Annotated in this window: 20 protein-coding genes; 10 read left to right on the top strand and 10 right to left on the bottom strand. The window is 69.4% G+C overall.

The annotated features are described in order from the left end of the window. Window positions 1-38 precede the first annotated feature (38 nt). Together ACFVY3_RS13255 and ACFVY3_RS13250 are read left to right on the top strand one after the other, a co-directional pair. Window positions 39-1349 carry a DUF445 domain-containing protein gene (locus ACFVY3_RS13255; protein ID WP_400160058.1) on the top strand — a complete coding sequence of 437 codons (1311 nt, stop codon included), beginning with the start codon at window positions 39-41 and terminating at the stop codon, window positions 1347-1349. 67 nt (window positions 1350-1416) lie between these two features. After that, window positions 1417-1836, top strand: a complete 420-nt coding sequence (locus ACFVY3_RS13250) for a hypothetical protein (protein ID WP_400160057.1) — start codon at window positions 1417-1419, stop codon at window positions 1834-1836. Window positions 1837-1854: 18 nt separating this feature from the next. Here the strand turns inward: ACFVY3_RS13250 and ACFVY3_RS13245 are convergent, their stop codons facing one another. From ACFVY3_RS13245 to ACFVY3_RS13230, 4 genes are all read right to left on the bottom strand, one after another. After that, on the bottom strand, window positions 1855-2403 hold the full coding sequence (locus ACFVY3_RS13245) for a GNAT family N-acetyltransferase (protein WP_400160056.1): 549 nt from the start codon (window positions 2401-2403) through the stop codon (window positions 1855-1857). A gap of 7 nt (window positions 2404-2410) precedes the next feature. Next, a complete protein-coding gene (locus ACFVY3_RS13240; RefSeq protein WP_377971254.1) occupies window positions 2411-3160 on the bottom strand; it encodes a LamB/YcsF family protein in 750 nt (249 codons plus the stop codon). Beyond that, entirely contained in the window at window positions 3144-3962 is an 819-nt protein-coding gene (locus tag ACFVY3_RS13235) for a hypothetical protein (RefSeq protein ID WP_290256933.1), read from the bottom strand. The genes ACFVY3_RS13240 and ACFVY3_RS13235 overlap by 17 nt, the downstream gene beginning before the upstream one ends. Before the next feature lie 229 nt (window positions 3963-4191). Further along, window positions 4192-5565 (bottom strand): NAD-dependent succinate-semialdehyde dehydrogenase, encoded by a 1374-nt coding sequence (locus ACFVY3_RS13230; protein WP_400160055.1) that lies wholly within the window; start codon window positions 5563-5565, stop codon window positions 4192-4194. Window positions 5566-5946: 381 nt separating this feature from the next. Here ACFVY3_RS13230 and ACFVY3_RS13225 point away from each other — a divergent pair, with 381 nt between their 5' ends. Further along, complete coding sequence (locus ACFVY3_RS13225) at window positions 5947-6957, top strand: isopenicillin N synthase family dioxygenase (RefSeq protein WP_400160054.1); 1011 nt, start codon at window positions 5947-5949, stop codon at window positions 6955-6957. A 199-nt stretch (window positions 6958-7156) separates the two neighbouring features. Here ACFVY3_RS13225 and ACFVY3_RS13220 read toward each other — a convergent pair whose 3' ends face one another. The 5 genes from ACFVY3_RS13220 to ACFVY3_RS13200 all read right to left on the bottom strand — a co-directional run bounded on the left by ACFVY3_RS13220 (window position 7157) and on the right by ACFVY3_RS13200 (window position 13100). Next, window positions 7157-7912, bottom strand: a complete 756-nt coding sequence (locus ACFVY3_RS13220) for a class I SAM-dependent DNA methyltransferase (RefSeq protein WP_400160053.1) — start codon at window positions 7910-7912, stop codon at window positions 7157-7159. A 183-nt stretch (window positions 7913-8095) separates the two neighbouring features. Beyond that, window positions 8096-10426 carry a glycoside hydrolase family 65 protein gene (locus ACFVY3_RS13215; protein ID WP_400160052.1) on the bottom strand — a complete coding sequence of 777 codons (2331 nt, stop codon included), beginning with the start codon at window positions 10424-10426 and terminating at the stop codon, window positions 8096-8098. Window positions 10427-10485: 59 nt separating this feature from the next. Further along, complete coding sequence (locus tag ACFVY3_RS13210) at window positions 10486-11229, bottom strand: HAD family hydrolase (RefSeq protein WP_377971238.1); 744 nt, start codon at window positions 11227-11229, stop codon at window positions 10486-10488. An 85-nt stretch (window positions 11230-11314) separates the two neighbouring features. Then, a complete protein-coding gene (locus ACFVY3_RS13205; protein WP_400160051.1) occupies window positions 11315-12340 on the bottom strand; it encodes a LacI family DNA-binding transcriptional regulator in 1026 nt (341 codons plus the stop codon). A 142-nt stretch (window positions 12341-12482) separates the two neighbouring features. Beyond that, window positions 12483-13100, bottom strand: a complete 618-nt coding sequence (locus tag ACFVY3_RS13200) for an alpha/beta hydrolase (protein ID WP_290256946.1) — start codon at window positions 13098-13100, stop codon at window positions 12483-12485. Window positions 13101-13471: 371 nt separating this feature from the next. On the opposite strand from ACFVY3_RS13200, the gene ACFVY3_RS13195 reads away from it, so the two are divergent. The 7 genes from ACFVY3_RS13195 (at window position 13472) to ACFVY3_RS13165 (ending at window position 19059) form a co-directional block, all read left to right on the top strand. After that, window positions 13472-13735 carry a DUF6458 family protein gene (locus ACFVY3_RS13195; protein ID WP_290256947.1) on the top strand — a complete coding sequence of 88 codons (264 nt, stop codon included), beginning with the start codon at window positions 13472-13474 and terminating at the stop codon, window positions 13733-13735. A gap of 289 nt (window positions 13736-14024) precedes the next feature. Then, window positions 14025-14837, top strand: coding sequence for a DeoR/GlpR family DNA-binding transcription regulator (locus ACFVY3_RS13190; protein WP_400160050.1), 813 nt, complete (start codon window positions 14025-14027; stop codon window positions 14835-14837). Beyond that, entirely contained in the window at window positions 14834-15820 is a 987-nt protein-coding gene (locus ACFVY3_RS13185) for a 1-phosphofructokinase family hexose kinase (protein ID WP_400160049.1), read from the top strand. Before ACFVY3_RS13190 ends, ACFVY3_RS13185 begins: the two co-directional genes overlap by 4 nt. 2 nt (window positions 15821-15822) lie before the next feature. Then, window positions 15823-17877 (top strand): fructose-specific PTS transporter subunit EIIC, encoded by a 2055-nt coding sequence (locus ACFVY3_RS13180; RefSeq protein WP_400160048.1) that lies wholly within the window; start codon window positions 15823-15825, stop codon window positions 17875-17877. A 46-nt stretch (window positions 17878-17923) separates the two neighbouring features. Beyond that, entirely contained in the window at window positions 17924-18202 is a 279-nt protein-coding gene (locus ACFVY3_RS13175; RefSeq protein WP_400160047.1) for an HPr family phosphocarrier protein, read from the top strand. Between the two features lie 112 nt (window positions 18203-18314). Beyond that, complete coding sequence (locus tag ACFVY3_RS13170; RefSeq protein WP_400160046.1) at window positions 18315-18620, top strand: hypothetical protein; 306 nt, start codon at window positions 18315-18317, stop codon at window positions 18618-18620. Between the two features lie 151 nt (window positions 18621-18771). After that, entirely contained in the window at window positions 18772-19059 is a 288-nt protein-coding gene (locus tag ACFVY3_RS13165) for a Rho termination factor N-terminal domain-containing protein (protein ID WP_377971229.1), read from the top strand. A gap of 36 nt (window positions 19060-19095) precedes the next feature. On the opposite strand, the gene ACFVY3_RS13160 is transcribed toward ACFVY3_RS13165, so the two are convergent. Continuing rightward, complete coding sequence (locus ACFVY3_RS13160; RefSeq protein WP_400160045.1) at window positions 19096-20232, bottom strand: Ku protein; 1137 nt, start codon at window positions 20230-20232, stop codon at window positions 19096-19098. Between the last annotated feature and the right edge of the window lie 40 nt (window positions 20233-20272).

Below are 20272 nucleotides of genomic sequence, written 5' to 3'. Positions count from 1 at the left end.
GCGGACCCGGAGTCCGGGGGCCCGGCTAGGCTGGGCACATGCAGGTGAACTCTGAGCGACCATCCCGTGCCGGCGCCATAACGGCGGGCGCGAACCACCGGCTCTCCCCTGCCGATGCCGCGAAGGCAGCCGCGCTGCGGAAGATGAAAATGCTGGCGGCCTCGCTCCTGATCGGGATGGCGGTGGTGTTCGTCGTCGCCTTCGCCCTGCAAAAGCAGTACCCGGCGCTGGAGTACGTCCGCGCCGCGGCGGAGGGCGGCATGGTGGGTGCACTGGCGGACTGGTTCGCCGTGACCGCCCTGTTCAAGTACCCGCTGGGCCTGAAGATCCCGCACACCGCCATCATTCCCCGGCGCAAGGACCAGATCGGGGCGTCGCTGGGCGAGTTCGTGGAGACCAACTTCCTCTCAGAGCAGGTGGTCAAGGAGAAGCTGGCCAGCGTCGACGTCGCCCGCAAGGTCGGCGGCTGGCTCTCCGGCCCGGGCGGCGCCGAGCGGGTGGCGAAGGAGGGCGCCGCGGTGATCCGGGGCGCGTTCACGGTGCTGAACGACGACGACGTCCAGGCCGTCATCGAGGGCATGGTGCGCCGGCATCTGCTCACCCCGCCCTGGGGGCCTCCCGTGGGACGGCTCGCGGAGCGGATCTTCGAGGACGGGCACCACCACGCGCTGGTGGACCTGCTGGTGGACCGCACGGTGGACTGGGTCCGGGACAACCACGAGACCGTCAACCGGGTGGTCACGGACCGCTCCCCCACCTGGGTGCCCAGCTTCGTGGACGGGCTGGTGGGCGACAAGGTGTATGTGGAGATCCTGAAGTTCACCCGCGCGGTGCAGGCCGACCCGCAGCACCAGGTCCGGCGCTCCATCGACACCTACCTGAAGTCGCTGGCGCAGGACCTGCAACACGACCCAGTGATGATTGCCCGGGCCGAGGGCGTCAAGGCCCAGGTCCTGGGCGACCCGGAGGTCCGCGAGCTCGCCTCCCGCACCTGGGGCACGGTGAAAGCGGCGCTGCTGACCGCCGTCGACGATCCGCACAGCGAGCTGACCATCCGGTTCAAGGCGGCCGTCCACGACTTCGGCACCCGCCTCACGGTGGACCCCGAACTCGCCGGGAAGGTCAACGCCTGGGTGGGCGACGCCGCCGGGTACCTGGTGAACAACTACCGCTCCGACATTGCCGGCGTCATCACGGACACCGTGGCGCGCTGGGACGCGGAGGAAACCTCGGAGAAGATCGAGCTCCAGGTCGGCAAGGACCTGCAGTTCATCCGCATCAACGGCACCGTTGTGGGGGCGCTGGCCGGGCTCGCCATCTTCACGGTCGCGAATTTGGTGTTCGGGTAGGAACGGGGCCGAACGGGCGCACGGGACCCTCACCAGGCGGGGCACTCGGCCCGTTTAGACTGCTTCTGTGAAGCGAACGTCCGACGCCGGTTCCGAGGGAACACCTTCCGGCCTGCACCGCAACAACGATCCCAATCAGCGGCCCAGCAACAGAAGCCTCCGGTTCCGGGCGGCATTCTGGACGGTTTTTTGGGGCCTTCTGGTCGGCGTCGGGGCGGCGGTCGGGTACGTGTTCCTCACCCACCGTCACCCCATCGGCATCCTGTCGATCCTGTTTTTCCTGCTCGGATGTGGCCTGGGAGTGGGCCTGTATCTGCCCGCTCACTTCAGCAGCGCCCGTACGAAACGCGGGATGTTTGTCCGTGTCGGCGGCGATCCCACGGGAATCACCCCCTGGATGTTCGGCGCCATGGGAGGCAGCATCACCGACGACGGCGAGTGGGAGTGGTACACCCCCTCGGGGTCAAGCGGAGAATCCGCTGTTTAGATCCCGCCGGCCGGCTTCTCAATCGTCCTCGCAGCTGCCAAGCGAGTGCTCAGCTCGGGGTGCAGCGGCACGCTCCATGCAGATGAGCCGGGCCCTGTCCTCCCACGACGGGACGGGTACGAATCCGCGCCTCCGGTAGAGCCCAATGGCGTCCTCCCGCCAGTCCCACACCGTGAGCCGGACGGGATCGTGCCCGGCCTCGTCGGCGAACTCCAGCGCGGCGTCGAGTAATGCCGCACCGACCCCCAGGCCGCGGGCTGCCGGACTAACCCCGATCCGCTTGATCTCCCAGGCCGTTCCGGCGCGGTGAACCGTGATAACGCCGGCCGGTCCCGTCCCCGCGTCCGCCACGAGGACGTTCGCGCCGGCATAGGCTCCCGCCGGGTCATCCACCTCACGGCGGTACCGCTCCGGAAGTACCCCGGAAAACGGCGCTCCGCCAAGCTGCGCCGCCTTTTCCCGCTCGGTCTGCAATAGGTAGGCGGCCACCAGCCCGCCAACAGCGGCGGCATCCGGACCGTTCAGGTCCGCGGTCCGGACAGGGGGCGTGCGCGCGACGGCGTCCACGGCGTACTTATGCGAAGGATTCCAGCTCGACGCCGGCCTGCTCCAGCGCGGAGCGAACGGCGGCGGCCACAGCCACCGAGCCGGGGGTGTCGCCGTGCAGGCAGAGCGAGTGCGGCGTGCGTTTCACTACGGTCCCGTCGATCGCCTCGACCTCGCCCTTCAGCGCCAGCCGAACCGCCCGCCGCACGATCTCGTCCGGATCCTCGATGAAGGCGTCGTTCTCCAGGTGCGGCACCAGGGTGCCGTCCGGACGGTAGGCGCGGTCCGCGAAGGCCTCGTGGAAGACCGGGCTGCCGGCTTCGGCGGCGAGCCGCAGCAGGGCGGACCCCTCCAGCCCCAGGACCGGCAGGCCCGGATCGTAGGCCTGGACGGCGGCGACGACGGCGGAGGCCTGCTCCTCGTCGTGGACCGTGCGGTCGTACAGCGCGCCGTGGACCTTGACGTAGTCCACGGAGGCACCCACAGCGTGCGCGACGCCGTCGAGCGCCCCGAGCTGGTACAGCACCGAGCCGAACAGGTCATCGAAGCTGATGTCCATGGCGCGCAGGCCGAAACCGCCCAGGTCCGGGTAACCCAGGTGGGCGCCGACGCGGACGTCGAGTTCGTAGGCCGCGCGGCAGGTGTCCAGCATGGTCACCGGGTCACCGGCGTGCTGCCCGCAGGCGACGCTGGCGCTGGTGACCAGCGGGAACATCGCGGCGTCGTCGCCCATGGTCCAAGAGCCGAACGACTCCCCGAGGTCAGCGTTCAGATCCACCGCGCGCCCCTTTCAGCCCGGTTCCGGCGTCGCCCGTGTTCATGTCAGCGGAGTGCAGGTCGCCGGGAATGGTGATGGGCATGGGCCCGAAGGCCTCCTTGGCGTTCTCGATCACGGCGCGGCCCATCATGCGGTTGCCGACACCGCCCACCACGGCGCCGACGCCGAACGGCAGCGCCCGGCCAAGGAACGCGGTGCCCTGCCGCTTGAGCAGGTTGCGCAGGAAGGCCCGCTGGATCTGCTCGCGGACCGAACCGAAGCCGGCCAGCGGGGCGCGCCGGGCGAACAGGGAACCCCATGCCTGGGTGGGGCCCTTGCCTTGGCCCGCGGCCTGGCCGCTGAGGGAGCTGAGCAGCGTGGTGCCTTCCTCGCCGAGCATGATCGCCATGACCAGGGTGCTGGCGCGCTCCGGATCCTCCAGCCGCACGCCGTGCAGCTCGGCCAGGGACGTGGCGAACAGGGCGGTGGCCTCCAGGAAGCCGGCGGTCGCGGCGGCGGAGAGCCCCAGCGCGGCCACGGTTCCGACGCCGGGGACGACGGCGGAGCCGCCCACCAGGGCACCTCCCCCGGTGACGGCCATGAGGTAGTTGCGTTCCAGGATCGCGGCGAGCTGCGCGGCGCTGGCGTGCGGGTGCTTCTTCTGCAGCCTCCGCAGGTTCGCCAGGACCAGCGGCCGCTGGATCTCCACGGCCCGCAGGAGCACGTTGTGCACGCCGGGCTTGGGCTTGCCCTCGGCGTCGAACATCGCGCTGTGGGCGGCTTGCTGGGCAATCTTCATCGCCGGGTTGCTGCGCTTGGCCATCATCGCCTCTCATAAACCATAAGGGTGCTGAACGTTGTCCTAGGTTAAAGACTAGGCCACGCCCGCATCGGGCACGGCGACGGGCGCGGGGGGGGGGGGGGGGGGGGGGGGGGGGGGGGGGAGCGGGAAGGGGGAGGAGAGGGGAGCCCCCCCCCCCCCCCCCCCCGCGGCCGTGAGTGGCCGGCAGCGCCGAAGCTTTTCGCACGGCGGCCGGCGGCGCCGTCGGCGTTTAGCGCGGGGTGCGGATGAGCTTCTTGTTGACGAACTCGTCCATGCCGAAGCGGCCCAGCTCGCGGCCGACGCCGGAACGCTTCACGCCGCCGAAGGGCATGTCAGCCTGGGTCTGGGCCACCGAGTTGATGAACACCATGCCGGTGTCCAGCTGGTCGGCGACGTCCTGGGCCTTCGCAGGGTCGGCGCTGAACACCGATCCGCCCAGGCCGTAGGGCGAGCCGTTGGCCAGGTCGATCGCTTCCTCCACGCTGGCCACCTTGTAGATGACGGCGGCGGGGCCGAACAGCTCCTCGGAGAACGCGCGCATCTCCGGGGTGACGTCGGTGAGGACGGTGGGCTCCACGAAGGCGCCGGGGCCGTCCACCTTGTGGCCGCCGGTGCGCAGGGTGGCTCCCTTGTCCACGGCGTCCTGGATCTGCTCGACCAGGCCGTCCGCGGCGCTCTGGGAGGACAGCGGACCGAACCGGGTGTCTTCCTGCTGGGGATCGCCGGGCTTGATCCGGGCCATCCGCTCGGTGAACTTCTCCACGAACGGCTCGTAGAGGTCTTCGAGGACGATGAACCGCTTGGACGCGGTGCAAGCCTGGCCGGCGTTGCCCATGCGGCCCCCGACGGCGGCCTTGACGGTGGCGTCCAGGTCATCGGAGTCGAGCACGATGAACGGGTCGCTGCCGCCGAGCTCGAGGACGTACTTCTTGAGGTTCCGCCCGGCGACCTCGGCCACGGCCGCGCCGGCCCGCTCACTGCCGGTCAGGGACACGCCCTGGACCCGGGAGTCCGCGATGATCTCCGCCACCTGGTCGTTGTCCAGGAAGAGGTTGGTGTAGGCGCCCTTCGGCAGCCCGGCGTCGTGGAAGATCGCCTCGATCGCGAGGGCCGACTGCGGGCAGCTGCCGGCGTGCTTGAGCAGGATGGTGTTACCCAGGACCAGGTTGGGCGCGGCGAAGCGGGCCACCTGGTAGTAGGGGTAGTTCCACGGCATGATGCCCAGCAGCGGGCCGATCGGGGTGGAGCGCACGAGCGCGTCGCCGCCGCCCTTGACCTCCAGCGGTTCGTCCTTGAGGAATTCGGGGCCCTCGGAGGCGTAGTAGTCGTAAATCGAGGCGACCAGCTTGACCTCGCCGCGGGCCTCGACCACGGGCTTGCCCATTTCCTTGGCGATCAGGCGCGCCAGCTCGTCCTGGCGTTCCCGGTACAGCTCGGCGACCCGGGCGATCACCTTGGTGCGCTCTTCCACGGGCGCCTTGCGCCACTCGAGGAACGCCTGCTGCGCGGCGGCGAGCGCCGTCTCGACCTCTTCCTTCGTTGCGAGCGGAAATTCCTTTTCCGTCTCTCCGGTCGCGGGGTTCACTGTCTTGTAGGCAGTCATTGGTCCACCATCTCCGTTTCTGGCTGGGTTGAGCCGGTGTGGGCGCGGGCCGCGAACGACGCCGATGCGGCGCCGCGCGGCGGTCCCCGCCCCGGGTGAAGACTGGCCGCAGCAGGTGCGCGGCCCATCCTTTAGGCGGCAACCGCGCGGTCCCCGGCTGTATTCCAACCGTGATCTCCTGCACGCCGGCGGCGGGTCCGCCGTTGGCGCCGGCGTCGCCGCTGGACGCACCGCCGTCGTCGGAAATACCCCATCGCCCCGGCCCGCACAAGGCGGTGACGCATTTCGAAATGCAGTGCTGCCGCCGCGGGCATCCGGTCGTAACGTTGAAGAAATTAAGGACTTCGATTTCCACATCGCGCCACGAAGGGCTATAGGACCGTGTCACTCGAATCACTCCCCGTTCTGGACTACTCCCGGCTGAACGCCGGGCCGGAGGAATCCTCCCGGTTCCGGGACGAACTCCGCGACGCCATGCACAACGTCGGGTTCCTCTACCTTTCCGACCACGGCATCCCCCAGGACCTGGTGGACGCCATGCTCGAGACGTCCCGGCGGTTCTTTGACCTGCCGGAGGAGCAGAAGCTCGCCGTGGAGAACATCCACAGCCCGCAGTTCCGCGGCTACACCCGGATGGGCGCCGAGCTCACGGACCGGGCAGTGGACTGGCGCGAGCAGATCGACATCGGCGTCGAGCGGCCCGCGGTGGAAGCGGGCGACGGCGTCGCCGACTACTGGCGGCTGGAGGGCCCGAACCTGTGGCCGTCGGAGCTGCCCGGGATGCGCGACGTCGTCGCGGCCTGGACGGACCAGCTGAGCACGATCTCGCTGAACCTGCTCCGCGCGCTGGCCGTGTCCCTGGGCGCCCCCGAGGACAGCTTCGACGACGCCTTCGGTGACCGCGCGTTCCCGATGCTGAAGATCGTCCGCTACCCGGGCGAATCCGGCGACGAACCCAAGCAGGGCGTCGGCTCGCACCGCGACGGCGGCGTCCTCACCCTCCTGCTGGTGGAGCCGGACAAGGGCGGCCTGCAGGTGGAGTACCAGGGCCGGTGGATCGACGCGCCGCAGGTGCCCGGAACCTTCGTGGTGAACATCGGCGAGATGCTGGAACTGGCCACCAACGGCTACCTCAAGGCCACGCTGCACCGGGTCATTTCCCCGGCCAGGGGCACGGACCGGATCTCACTGCCGTTCTTCTACAACCCGGCGCTGGACGCCACCATGCCGCAGCTGGCCATGAACCCGGAGTTCCAGGAGAAGGCCCGCGGCCTGTCCGTGGATCCGACCGACAGCCCCATCCTGGAAACCTACGGCGATAACGCGCTGCGCTACCGGCTGCGGGCACATCCGAACGTCGCCGCCATCCACCATGCCGACCTGCAGGGGTAGGTTCCGCCGTTCCGCTTCCGCCGCCTGGACCGAACCCTCGGGGCGCACGCTCTCGCCGTTTCGACGGTTCCCTGCCAGATAGACGCCTAGAAGCGTCGAATCCGCGGGGAACCGTCGAAACGGGCAGTGTTTGGCTAGTTCGACGACGGCGAGGCCAGCGCCGCCGCGTGCCGCCGTCGTCCGCCGTTTGGCGCAGGCCTCAGCCCGCGGGCAGCCGGTAGACCGAGACGTGGCTCCGGGAGTCCGCCGTGAACTCGCTCCGGTCCCAGTCCGCCCAGCGGGACTCCAGTTCGAAGCCGGCCAGCCGCGCCATCAGGTCCAGCTCCGCCGGCCAGATGTACCGGTGCGGCGTGCGGCCCATCCGTGCCTCTCGGCCGCCGGAAACCTCCGGATCGAACCGCACATGGTGGGAGACCACCAGCTGTTGGAGCACGTCGTAGGTGTCCACCAGCAGGTATCCGGGCTCGCTGACCTCCACCGTAGCCCCGCGGCCGGGCGGCAGCGAGCGCAGCTGCGGCACCCAGAGTTCGACGACGAAGCATCCGCCGGGGGCCAAATGCCGGGCGGCGTTCCGGAAACACCGGACCTGCTCCTCCTGCGTCAGGAGGTTGGAGATCGTGTTGAAGACCAGGAGGGCCAGGGCGAAGCCCTCCCCCGCCGAGGCCTCCACCATGTCACCGCGCACCACGGGAATCTCCTGCGGACCGGCCTTCTCTCGGAGCCTTGCGATCATGGCATCGGAGAGCTCGATGCCGGTCACCGGGACGCCGGCCGCGGCCAGGGGAAGGGCCACCCGGCCGGTTCCGATGGCGAACTCGACCGCCCGTCCCCCGGCTGCGAGCTCCACAAGGACCTCGACTGTCGGTTCGAGCACCTCCGGGGCGAACATCCCCTCGCCGGGTGTGTCATAGCGGGAGGCGGCGTCGGCGTCCCAGAGCTGCTGCTGGTTGATCATCCCGCCACTATTGCACCCGGAACCCCGGTCCGGAAGGAGAGTGGGCGTTCCCGGACCGCCCTTCAGCGCCCGCCGTTTCGACGGTTCCCTGCCGGATAGACGCTCAGAAGCGTCGAATCCGCGGGGAACCGTCGAAACGGGCACGAGGAAGTGGGCGCGGGGAGGAGCTAGCCTCCTGCTCCCCTACCCCGCCGCGTGGATCACCGGGATGGACGCCGTCGCCGGGCCGGGGAAGACCGTCGGCTCGGGACTCTCCACCGGCTGCACGGCGAAGGACACGGCGTCGGCCCCGACGGTGCGGCGTTCACCGCGCACGTCGACCTCCAGCGGGCCGCCATCGACCATGGCCAGCCGCAGTTCCCGGTGGTCCAGCTGCACGTGCAGCAGGCCGCCGCGGAGCTTCAGGTGGAAGTCCAGCGAATCCCACTCGGCGGGCAGCCGCGGATCGAAGTACGGCACCTCGCCCTGGTCCCGGAGGCCGGCGAAACCGCTGACCAGCGAGCTCCACACGCCGCCGGTCGAGGCGATGTGGACGCCGTCGATGGTGTTGCCGTGGGTGTCGTCCAGGTCGATGTAGACAGCGTGCAGGAAGTGGTCCAGCGCGGCCTTGCCGTAGCCCACCTCGGCCGCCATGATTCCCTGCACGCAGGCGGACAGGGTGGAGTCCCCGGTGGTGATCGGGTCGTAGAAGTCGAACGCCCGGCGCTTCTCCTCGGCGCTGAAGTCCTGCCACTGCAGGAACATCGCCAGCACCGTGTCCGCCTGCTTGAGCACCTGGTGCCGGTAGATCACCAGCGGGTGGAAGTTCAGCAGCAGCGGGTACTTCGAGCGCGGGGTGTTCCAGTCCCACGGCTCCAGGGTCATGAAGTCGTTGTCCTGGGAGTAGACCTGCAGGTCGCCGTCGTAGGGCAGGTGCATCCGGTTGGCGGCCTGCTCCCACAGTTCGCGCTCGGCGTCGTCGATCCCCGGGTGGTCCAGCGCCGCGGCGGCACGCAGGTTAAAGCGCGCCATGACGTTGGTGTAGAGGTTGTCGTTGACGACGGCGGTGTACTCGTCCGGGCCGGTCACGCCGTGGATGTGGAACAGCCCGTCCTTGCCGAAGAAGCCCAACGAGGCCCACATCCGCGCGGTCTCGATCAGCAGCTCGGAGCCTTGGGTTTCGCGGAAGGCCGCGTCCCCGCTGGCCCAGATGTAGCGGTTGGTGGCGAAGGCGATCGCGGCGGCGATGTGGAACTGCGCGGTGCCGGCAGCGTAGTAGGCACTGGCCTCCAGGCCGTTGATGGTCCGCCAGGGGAAGAGCGCGCCGTCCACACTGAGTTCCTTGGCCCGGACCCGCGCCTCGGGCAGCAGTTCGTGACGGAATTCCAGGACCTGCCGGGCGTTGTGCGGGTTCGTGTAGGTCAGGTACGGCAGGAGGTAGACCTCCTGGTCCCAGAAGTAGTGCCCGTCGTAACCGGAGCCGGAGACGCCCTTGGCGGGGATGCCGGCGACGTCGGCGCAGGCCGTGGCCTGGGCCAGCTGGAAGAGGTTCCAGCGGATGGCCTGCTGCAGCTCGGACCGGCCGCCCACCACGATGTCGCTGGTGGTCCAGTACTCGCGGTAGTGCGCCTCGCTCTGGGCGAAGATGTCCGCCACCGGCAACAGCTCGCGCTCGGCGGTCTCCGCCGGGTCCTCCTCCACACCGCGGGCCACAGCGTAGCTGACGCTCTTCTCCAGCCGGAACGGCTGGTCCGGGCTGACGGCCAGGACGTAACGGACGCTGCTGTCGTCCTGGTCCACCTGGGTGTCGAAGGGCTGGACGTTGGCGGAGGTCCAGTGGTCCACGGCCATGCCCAGCCGCTGCCGGGACTCCGCGGCCTCCCAGGAGAGGCGCAGCGAGCCGTCGCCGCCGTCGAGCCGGAGCGGCAGCAGCACGCGTCCGGCGTGCCGGCCGGCGCGGCGCGGGTCGTGGGCGGAGTGGTCCTCCACCGGCTGGTCCTGGCGGTTGACGACGGCGGAGGTCACGTCCGCGGAGATCTCGCGGTCGGCGGAGACCTCCAGCGAGATGCCGAGGGTGCCGCGGGCCTGATAGCCCACGGCGCGGCGTTCGGTGGTGGTCACCGTGGACCCGGACCGGCACTGCCAGACGATCCGGCACTCGTAAATGCCGGTGGCAAAGTTTACGCTGCGCCGGTAGTCCAGGACCGTGGACTCCTCCAGGCTGAGCATCTCGCCGTCGATCACCACCGCGAAGTTGTTGGCATCGGGGATGTAGAGGATCCGCTGGCCGGTGCGGGCGAAGCCATAGGCGTTCTCCGCGTGCTTGATGTCCCAGATTTCGTGGAAGCCGTTGATGAAGCTTCCGGGCAGTTCGGCGTCGGCGGCGGCCCAGTGCGCGCCCCGGATACCGAGGTGGCCGTTGCCGAGGCTGAACAGGGTCTCCAGGGTGCCGGCGTTGCCGGGGACGTGGGCGGTCTCCACGAGTTGCCAGGGGTCGTTGGGGAACCTGGCGCGGTCCGAGGTGATGAGAGCCATGGTGGGGGTCCTTCTGGGGCGGAGGGTCTGGTGCGGGTGGGGTGGGTGGCGGCTGCGGGCTAGAGCAGCTCGGCGAGGTCGCTGACCACGAGGGTGGCGCCGGCGTCGAGCAGGGTCTGTCGGCCCGCTCCCCGGTCCACGCCGATGACCGAGTGGAAGCTCCCCGCGCTTCCAGCCTGGACACCGGAGACGGCATCTTCGACAACAATGCATTCCTCGCTCGGCAGCTCCAGGAGCCGGGCCGCGTACTGGTACGTGGCCGGGCTGGGCTTGCCGGGCAGGCCTTCGGAGAGGGCGACGACGCCGTCGACCACCACCGGGAAGTAGTCCGAGAGTCCCGCCGCCTTCAGCACCGGGACCGCATTGCGGGAGGAGGAAACGACGGCGAGCTTGAGTCCGCGCTGGAGGGCGGCCTCAATGAAGCGCACCGAGCCCTCGTAGGGCTGGACGCCGCCGGCGGCGACGATGTCGTTGAACACCTTGTTCTTGCGGTTTCCCAGGCCGTGCACGGTGTCGTGGGCCGGGTCGTCGTCGGCCGGGCCCTCGGGCAGAACGATGTCCCGGGAAGCCAGGAAGTCGCGGACGCCGTCGAAGCGGGGCTTGCCGTCGATGTGGTCGAAGTAGTCGCTCTCCCGGTAGGCCTGCGCCCCGGGGACGTCCTTGAGGTACCCGTCGAAGAGTTCCTGCCAGGCGCGCTCGTGGACCACCGCGGTGGGTGTCAGCACGCCGTCGAGGTCAAAAAGGACGGCGGAGGCGCCGGCGAAGGCGTCGGCCGGCAGGGCCTCGGGGGAAGTGGCAGTCATGGGTTCGGGTGTCCTTCCAGACGGATGTAGAGATTCGGGGGTGGAGCCGGGGGTCTGCTGCCCGGCCGCGCGGCCGGGGGTGTGGTCAGCGTCGTCGGCGGGTGCTGCGCCGCTCCACCAGCTTGGTCTCGAGCAGGTGAACGGTGCGGGCCGGCGGTTCCGGCCGGAGCAGGCGCTCCACCAGCAGGTTCGCGGCGAAGGCGCCCTGGTCCGCGACCGGCTGGGCCACGGTGGTCAGGCCCAGGAACCAGCTCATTTGATGGTCGTCGATCCCGATGATCGAGACGTTTTTCGGCGCCGACATGCCCAGGTCGCGCAGGGCCATCAGCGCACCGAAGGCCGTTTCGTCGCAGCCGGCGAACACGGCGGAGGGGAGCCTGCGGTTCTCGACCAGCTCGGTCATGGCCCGGCGGCCGCCCTCGATGCTGGAGCCGGCATCCAGGACCAGGTCCGGGTCCAGCGTCAGGTCGTGCTCCGCGAGCGCCCGTTCGAAGCCGCGGCGCCGGGCGTCCGCGGTGACCACGATGCTCGACGGCGGCTCCGTGCCGGCCAGCATTGCCAGGTCCCAGTGGCCCAGGTCCAGGAGGTGGCCGGTGGCCTTCCGAGCCGCTTCCTCGTCGTCGATCCCGACGTTGTCCCACGGCACGGACTGCATGCCCACGCTGGCGACGGCGAGGCCGCAGTCCTCCAGGGCCGCGACCTCGGCGGCGTCCAGCGCCACGTTGAGCAGCAGGACCCCGTCCACGCGCTGGGCCAGTCCGGCCAAGTCACTGAACAGCTTGCGCTGCACGCTGGGCCGGTTCCGGAGGCTGATCAGCACCGTATCGTAGCCGCTGTCGGCGAAGACCTCCTCCGCGGCCTCGACGGCCTGGGCGAAGAACCACGCGGTGGCGGTGGGAACGATGATGGCGACGGCGCCGGTGGAGCCTCCGGCCAGGCGGGAGGCTGCGCTGGATGCGCGGTAGCCCAGCTTGCCTGCCGCGTCCGCGACCTTGGCCTGCGCCTTTTCGGACACATTGGGGAGGTTGCGGAGTGCACGGGAGACGGTGCAGATCGAGAGCCCGGAGAGGGCTGCCACGTCCTGGATGGTCACGCGCGGTGCCTTAGCCATGCGACACGGGCCTAGACCTTTCTCCCCAGCAAGTAGTGGGCCGATCAAATTGGCCAAATTAGAGTGTAAACGCTTATAAAAACAGGGCGCAAGTACCCGGATTCGGGCCATCGAATGGATTATCCGCCGGGCCCGGGCTCCGTCAACGCAGGACGTAGTGCCGCAGGAACGCCCCCACGTCCACCAGCTCGGCCGCCGAGATCGAATGCCCCATCCCCGGGTAGCTGCGGGCCGTGAGCTGGGTGTGCTCTTCCAGCCATTCGGCCGTGTGTTCGGTGGCGGCGTCGTTGATGACGACGTCGTCCTTGTCCCGGCCCCAGAAGAACGGCGGGCGGGCCTCAAACGACTCACTCATGGCCAGCAGTTCGTTCTCCAGTACGAACCCGGAGAGCCCGACGGCGGCGCGGAAGCCTTCGGGTCGCAGGCGCAGCAGGGTGCTGGCCATGGCCATGCCCTGGGAGTAGCCGAGGAGGCTGACGCTGCTGTGCCGGTCCTTGACCGAGTCGATCCAGGCGAAGACCCGGTTGGCGGCGGAAATCACGTCCGCGAAGTCGTGGGTGAGGAAGTAGTCCAGCAGGAACCAGCCGTAGTCGTCGCCGATCACCTTCGGACCCCGCAGTGCGGCGCAGGTGAACTCGGGCGGCAGGCTGCCGAAAAGGTTCGACATCCGGGTTTCGTCCGTGCCGTAACCGTGCAGCATCACCAGCAGCGGGGTGCCCTCCCGCTCCGCCTCCGGCCTGGACCAGGCAACCGTCTCCATCCGGCCAGCCTAGCGAGAACCCGGGCCGCGCCGTCGAACCGGGCCTGCCGCGCCGGTTCCGGAAATCCGCTGCGCTTCCGGACCGGCGCACCCCAGGTCCGGGCCGCGCCGGTCCGGAAGGGGCGCGGAAACCCGGAAGTGACGCGAAAAACCGCCCTCACCTGCAGTTTTTCCATCAAGCCGGGGCCGAAATCGTTGTATCCGGGGGTGCCGGGCTGTAGCGTGACAATGGACAGCATGCTTAGCGTTGGCCGCAGCCCTTCAGGCGGCGGCCCTGGTCGCGACCCGGACTCTTCGATACCGACTGCACCACAGGACTTCACCAGACTCAGCCAGTGACACCGTCCATCCGGACCCCTAAGGAGCAAGAAATGAGAATCGGATCCTCCATCTTCCTGATCGCCCTCGGTGCCATCCTGGCCTGGGCCATCACCCCCGGACTGATCCCCAACGTGGACCAGACCATGATCGGGTACATCCTGATGATCGTCGGCGTGATCGGCCTGATCGCCTCGCTGATCCTGGCCTCCCCCGGCCGCAGCCGCACCCGCCGCGTCAGCGAGACCCGCTCGGTGGTTGACCCCAACACCGGCGAGACCATTACCCGCAACGAGAGCCGCGACGCCGGCATCTAGCCAGAGGCCCGCCATCCCGGCGGGCGCAGCCCCCGCATAGCACCGCCCGGATGCCGGGCCGGACCCCACAGGTCCGGCCCGGCATCCGGCGTTTAAGCAGCATCCGCCCCACCCCTCCGGGCCCCGCCACCTAAACCCCCACACCAACGTTCTTTGTTCTTGTGGTTTTTCGTTGACAAAGCCACATGATCAAAGATAAAGTCAATCAATTCCACTTCGATGTGACAGCGGTCACCGAAGTTGGGGCCAGCAGGATCCGCAGCCACGTCAACGCCGCAATGGAGGGCAAGTGTTCGCCGAGGAACGCCAGCAACTGATTGTTGAGCTCGTGGCCGCCAGCGGCCGGGCCAGCGTGACGGACCTCGCCGAGCGCTTCAGCATCACCACCGAAACCGTGCGCCGCGACCTGGCCGCCCTCGAGGCCGCCGGCAGCGTCCGCCGGGTCCACGGCGGCGCCGTCTCCCCCGAACGGATCAGCACCACCGAGGAGAGCATCCTCGAACGCACGGTCCAGCGCCCCTCGGAGAAGACCCGGATCGCCGCGGCGGCCTTGGCCCTGATCCCCGAGGACCGTTCCGGCAGCATCCTGATCGACGCCGGATCCACCACCGAGGCCCTGGCCGGCATGCTGGCCGCCCGCTCGGCGGCAGGCACCACCGGCGCCGGCAGCAACGGTGCCGACGCCGAACTCGTCGTCATCACCCACGCCCTGCCGATCGCGGCCAAGCTCTCCGGCGAGACCGGCATCGCCCTGCACCTGCTCGGCGGCAAGGTCCGCGGCCTGACCCAGGCCGCCGTCGGCCAGTCCACCGTGGAAGCCGCCGGCCGGATCCGCCCGGACATCGCCTTCATCGGCACGAACGGCATCTCCGCGGCCTTCGGGCTGAGCACTCCCGATCCTGAAGAAGCAGCCGTCAAGGCCGCCTTCGTCCGCTCGGCACGCCGCATCGTGGTGCTGGCCGACTCCTCCAAGCTGGACGCGGAAACGCTGGTCCAGTTCGCCTCCCTGAAAGATCTGGACACCGTGATCACCAACTCGAACCCCAGTCCGGCCCTCGCGGCCGCACTCTCGGATGCCGGAGTGGAGGTGGTGGTCGCATGATCGTCACCCTCACCGCCAACCCCAGCCTGGACCGCACCGTCGCCCTCCCGGGTCCCCTGCAGCGCGGCGAAGTCCAGCGCGCCCTCTCCGTCCGGCAGGAATCCGGCGGCAAGGGCGTCAACGTCTCCCGGGCCCTCGTGGCCTCCGGGTTGAAGACCCTCGCCGTGCTCCCGGGCGCGGAGGCCGACCCGGTCCTGGCCGGGCTCCGGGACACCGAGGTACCCTTCGCCGCCCTGCCGATCGGGGAGCCACTGCGCAGCAACGTGGCCCTCACCGAACCCGGCGGCGTCACCACCAAGATCAACGAACCCGGCCCGGTGCTGAGCGCCGAACAGCAGGAGGCCCTGATCGGGCTGCTGCTGGACTCCGCCCGCGGCGCCAGCTGGGTGGTCCTGGCCGGCTCACTCCCGCCCGGAGTCCCGGCCGATTTCTACGCCACCGTCACCCGGCGGCTGCGCTCCACCCACGACGGCTCCGAGGCACCCCTCATCGCCGTCGACTCCTCCGGCGAACCCCTCGCCGCAGCGGTCTCCGGCGACCCCCTCGGCATGCCGGACCTGCTCAAGCCCAACGCCGAGGAACTGGCGGAACTGGCTGCAGCGGCCGGCTTCGCCACGGACAAGTCCGCCGAGGAGCTCGAGGCCGACCCGGAGGCAGCCGCCACGGCCGCCGCCGCCGTCGTCCGCTCCGGGGTGGGTGCCGTACTCGCCACCCTCGGTTCCAAGGGTGCGGTTCTTGTGACGGCCGACGGCGCGTGGCTCGCCACGCACCCGCCGGTCACCGCGGTCAGCACGGTGGGCGCCGGCGATTCGTCGCTGGCCGGCTACCTGCTCGCCGCAAGCCAGGGCGCCGTCCCGGCTGATTGCCTTCGTCAGGCGGTGGCCCACGGTGCCGCCGCCGCCTCCCTGCCCGGCTCCCGAGTCCCGGCAGTGCACCAAACCACCCCCGATGCCGTAACCATCACGGCCCTGACAAAGGATTGACAGTGACCCAGCTCATCACTCCCGAACTGGTCGAGCTCGACCAGAATCTCGGCACTTCACCCGAGGACGTGATCCGGCACCTGGCAGGCAAGGTTGCAGCCAACGGACGCGCCACCGAGGTCGAGGGCCTCTTCGCCGACGCCTTCGCCCGTGAGTCCAAGACCGCTACCGGCGTGCCCGGCGGCATCGCCATCCCGCACTGCCGCTCGACGGCGGTCACGGAGGCCACGCTGGCCATGGCCCGCCTCTCCAACCCGGTCAACTTCGGCGCCAAGGACGGCCCGGCGGACCTGATCTTCTTCATCGCAGCCCCGGAAGGCGCCGACCAGGAGCACCTGAAGCTGCTCTCCAAGCTCGCCCGGTCCCTGATCAAAAAGGACTTCACCGCCGCCCTCCGCGCCGCGTCCAGCCAGGCCGAGGTCGTGGAACTGGTCGAGGGTGCCTTGGCCGACAAGCCCGCCGCCCACGCCGCAGCTCCCGCCGAACCGGCAGCCGCAGCCACCGGCGCCGCTGCTGCCGGCACCGCCGGTGCTGCGCGGGCCAAGCGCCTCGTCGCCGTCACCGCCTGCCCCACCGGCATCGCGCACACCTACATGGCCGCCGACTCCCTCGTCGCCGCGGCCAAGGAGGTCGGCGTCGACCTGCAGGTCGAGACGCAGGGTTCCTCGGGCGCCAAGGCCCTCGACCCGGCCGTGATCGCCGCCGCCGACGCGGTGATCTTCGCGGTCGACGTCGACGTCCGCGGCAAGGAGCGCTTCGCCGGCAAGCCCGTCATCAACGCCCCGGTCAAGCGCGGCATCGACGAGCCGGAGAAGATGGTCCAGGAGGCCCTCGCCGCCGCGGACAACCCCAACGCCCGCCGCGTCCCGCACTTCGGCGCGGAGGAACAGGCCGAGCACGAGGCCGAGGAGCGCGGCGAGCACGTCGGCCAGAAGCTGAAGAAGGCCCTGCTCACCGGCGTCAGCTACATGATCCCGTTCGTCGCCGGCGGCGGCCTGCTGATCGCCCTGGGCTTCCTCATGGGCGGCTACCTGATCACGAAGTTCGCGGACAACATCGTCCTGCAGAACTCCCTCTTCAACCTGCCCACCCAGTACCCGGACAACGCCTGGGGCCCGCTGGGCGCCTACCTCGGTGCCGTCCTGTTCAAGATCGGCGCCCTCTCGCTGGGCTTCCTGGTCCCGGCGCTGGCCGGTTACATCGCTTACGCGATCGCCGACCGTCCGGGCATCGCCCCCGGCTTCGTCGCGGGCGCCGTCGCAGGCTTCATGGGTGCCGGCTTCCTCGGCGGCATCGTCGGCGGCCTGCTGGCCGGCTACATCGCCCTCGTGATCGGCCGCCTGCAGGTGGCCCGCTGGCTGCGCGGCCTGATGCCCGTGGTGATCATCCCACTGGTGGCCTCGCTGGTGGCCTCCGGCCTGATGTTCGTCATCCTGGGCGGCCCGATCGTGGCCATCACCAACGGCCTGAACTCCTGGCTCTCCGGCCTGACCGGCGCCGGCGCGATCGCCCTCGGTGTGATCCTCGGCCTGATGATGTGCTTCGACCTCGGTGGCCCGGTCAACAAGGTTGCCTACTCGTTCGCCGTCGCCGGCCTCGGCGCCGCCTCGATCGACAACCAGGCCCCGTGGCAGATCATGGCCGCCGTGATGGCCTCCGGCATGGTTCCGCCGCTGGCCATGGCCCTGGCCTCGACCGTCCTGAACAAGAAGCTCTTCAGCCTGGCCGAGCAGGAAAACGGCAAGGCCGCCTGGCTGCTGGGTGCCTCGTTCATCTCCGAAGGCGCCATCCCGTTCGCCGCGGCCGACCCGCTGCGCGTCATCCCCGCAAGCATGCTCGGCGGCGCGGTGACCGGAGCCATCTCGATGGCGGCCGGCGTCGGATCCAAGGCCCCGCACGGTGGACTCTTCGTCTTCTTCGCCATCGACAACTTCCTGATGTTCGTCGTTGCGATCGCCGTCGGCACCGTGGTTACCGCCCTGTCGGTGATCGCGCTGAAGCGCTGGGCAGTCAAGAAGACCGTTGATACGGTGGAACCGGTCCCCGTCACCGTCTGAGCCGGTTCACCACAGACCATTCCACGCTGAAAATCTAGGAGCAACAATGACCGAACGTAACGCCACCATCGCCAGCCGCGTGGGCCTGCACGCCCGCCCGGCCGCCATCTTCGCCGAGGCCGCGGGCGAGTTCGATCTGGAGATCACCATCGCCCGGCTCGGCGAACCCGCGGAGGAGGCCATGGACGCCGCCAGCATCCTCTCGCTGATGAGCCTGGGCGCCTCGCACGGCGAGGTTGTGGTGTTGCGGGCCGAAGGCGACGGCGCCGACGCCGCCCTCGACCGCCTGGTCCAGATCCTCGAAACGGACCACGACGCCGAGTAGTCACCGACGCCGGAAGGCCGCCGTCCCCTCCCCTCGCGGGACGGGGCGGCGGCCTTTCGCTTTAAGGCCCGGGCTTCCTTGGGATGCAAGGCGGCGGAGCTAGGCTGGGGCCATGACTTCGGGGGAATCTCATCCGGCCGGCTCGCGCTTTCGCTGGCAAGTACTCCTAGTGCCGCTCCTTGGGATGGCAGCCATCGCCGCCGGGATTGCCGCACTCCAAGCACCGCGCCGGAGTGCCGGCTGGTTTGCCTATGCCCCGCTGGCCGACCAGTCATTCTTCTCGGGCGACTTCATCCTGATGGACGACCTGGCCCTTGCGGGTTACCTGCTGGTGGGGGCAGGACTACTCACACTGGCTTTCTGGCTCGGCTTCCGGCTGGGACGACGCCGCGCAGGTCACCACGGTTCCCGGATGTAACGGGCCCCACAGACGATTGGTCAGCATGCTGACGAAATGCTTGTGTTCGCTTCCGCCCGTGATTAGCGTGGGCAGGAAGGGCGCAGGAGGCCGGCCGGCTCCGGCGCCGCACGGATTCAGGACGGTTCAGGACCGATCAGGAGGGGTAGGCATGCCGACCAAGAAGGGCGCACCGCAGGGCTCCGAGAGCCCCAGCATCAAGGACCCCGAGATGTATGAGGCGCTCCTCGAGGACGGCGCCTCCAAGCAGAAGGCGGCACGGATCTCCAACGCCGCGGCCAAGCGCGGGCGTTCCAACGTGGGCAGCAAGGGCGGCCATTCCGGCGACTATGAGGACTGGACGGTCCCGGAACTGAAGAAGCGCGCCAAGGAAATCGGCCTGACCGGTTACTCGGCCAAGAAGAAGAGCGAGCTCATCTCCGCTCTGCGGAACTCCTAGGCGGTGTCGGCGCTGCCCCGGGCGGCCGCCCCCGGATTAGGCGCCCTTCCGCGCCGCCGTCTTCGCGGTCCCGGACTTGGCGGCGCTGGTCTTAGCGGCGCCTGTCTTGGCAGCGGCCGTCTTTGTACTGGCAGTTCTGGTGCCGGCAGACTTGGTTCCGGCCGACGTTCCGGCGGCCGACTTCGCGGTGCCCGTCTTCGCGGCCGCGGGTTTGGCTGCGCTGGTCTTGGCGGTGCCGGATTTAGCGGTGCCGGTCTTGGCGGTGCCGGATTTAGCGGTGCCGGTCTTGGCGGTGCCAGCCTTGGCGGCGGCAGTCTTCGTCGTGCCCGACGTGGCGCCCCCGGACCCGCCGGACGAGCCCTCAGAGGCTTCGCCGTCGGACCCGCCGCCGCGCTTGCGTTCGATGCTCCGCTTCAGGGCGTCCATCAGGTCGATCACCTCGCCGGTGCCCGCCTCCGCCGCCGGAGCGCCGAAGGTCTCCTCCGTGTCCAGCGAGTCGCCCTGCTCGATCTTGGCGTCGATCAGCTGCCGCAGCTGGAGCTGGTAGTCATCGGTGAACTGCGCCGGATCGAAGTCGGCCGCCATCGAATCGACCAGGGCAGCGGACATCTCCCGCTCCTGGGCGGAGATCCGGACGGTGGTCTCCAGGGCCGGGAAGTTGGCCTCACGTACTTCGTCGGCCCAGAGCAGGCTCTGCAGGACCAGCACGTCGCCGCGGATCCGCAGGGCGCCCAGACGGGTCTTCTCCCGCAGCGCAAACTGGACCACCGCTACCCGGTCCGTGTCCTCGAGCGCCCGGCGCAACAGCATGTACGCCTTCGGCGACTTGGCATCCGGCTCCAGGTAATAGCTCTTCTCGAACATCATCGGGTCCAGCTGGTCGGCAGGGACGAACTGCACCACCTCGATCTCGTGGCTGTTCTCCGCCGGAATGGACTTCAGTTCCTCGCGGCTGAGGATCACCGTCCGGCCATCGTCCTCGTACGCCTTGTCGATGTCCTCATAGTCGATGACCTTGCTGCACACCTCGCAGCGGCGCTGGTAGCGGATCCTCCCGCCGTCGGCGTTGTGCACCTGGTGCAGGCTGATGTCGTGATCCTCGGTGGCGCTGTAGACCTTGACGGGGACGTTGACCAGGCCGAACGCTATCGCGCCTTTCCAGATGGCTCTCATGGCTCAAGTGAACACCAGACCGGCACGGAGGTGAAGCCCC

The organism is Arthrobacter sp. BPSS-3 (assembly GCF_044628475.1).
Taxonomy (GTDB): domain Bacteria; phylum Actinomycetota; class Actinomycetes; order Actinomycetales; family Micrococcaceae; genus Arthrobacter.
This window is presented reverse-complemented; position numbering and strand designations above follow the sequence as displayed.

Coding starts and splice junctions, on each gene's coding strand:
- ACFVY3_RS13200 (WP_290256946.1), bottom strand. CDS start 13,100: ATGGAGACGGTTGCCTGGTCCAGGCCGGAGGCGGAGCGGGAGGGCACC.
- ACFVY3_RS13220 (WP_400160053.1), bottom strand. CDS start 7,912: ATGATCAACCAGCAGCAGCTCTGGGACGCCGACGCCGCCTCCCGCTAT.
- ACFVY3_RS13185 (WP_400160049.1), top strand. CDS start 14,834: ATGATCGTCACCCTCACCGCCAACCCCAGCCTGGACCGCACCGTCGCC.
- ACFVY3_RS13165 (WP_377971229.1), top strand. CDS start 18,772: ATGCCGACCAAGAAGGGCGCACCGCAGGGCTCCGAGAGCCCCAGCATC.
- ACFVY3_RS13255 (WP_400160058.1), top strand. CDS start 39: ATGCAGGTGAACTCTGAGCGACCATCCCGTGCCGGCGCCATAACGGCG.
- ACFVY3_RS13230 (WP_400160055.1), bottom strand. CDS start 5,565: ATGACTGCCTACAAGACAGTGAACCCCGCGACCGGAGAGACGGAAAAG.
- ACFVY3_RS13215 (WP_400160052.1), bottom strand. CDS start 10,426: ATGGCTCTCATCACCTCGGACCGCGCCAGGTTCCCCAACGACCCCTGG.
- ACFVY3_RS13175 (WP_400160047.1), top strand. CDS start 17,924: ATGACCGAACGTAACGCCACCATCGCCAGCCGCGTGGGCCTGCACGCC.
- ACFVY3_RS13210 (WP_377971238.1), bottom strand. CDS start 11,229: ATGACTGCCACTTCCCCCGAGGCCCTGCCGGCCGACGCCTTCGCCGGC.
- ACFVY3_RS13235 (WP_290256933.1), bottom strand. CDS start 3,962: ATGGCCAAGCGCAGCAACCCGGCGATGAAGATTGCCCAGCAAGCCGCC.
- ACFVY3_RS13170 (WP_400160046.1), top strand. CDS start 18,315: ATGACTTCGGGGGAATCTCATCCGGCCGGCTCGCGCTTTCGCTGGCAA.
- ACFVY3_RS13160 (WP_400160045.1), bottom strand. CDS start 20,232: ATGAGAGCCATCTGGAAAGGCGCGATAGCGTTCGGCCTGGTCAACGTC.
- ACFVY3_RS13195 (WP_290256947.1), top strand. CDS start 13,472: ATGAGAATCGGATCCTCCATCTTCCTGATCGCCCTCGGTGCCATCCTG.
- ACFVY3_RS13205 (WP_400160051.1), bottom strand. CDS start 12,340: ATGGCTAAGGCACCGCGCGTGACCATCCAGGACGTGGCAGCCCTCTCC.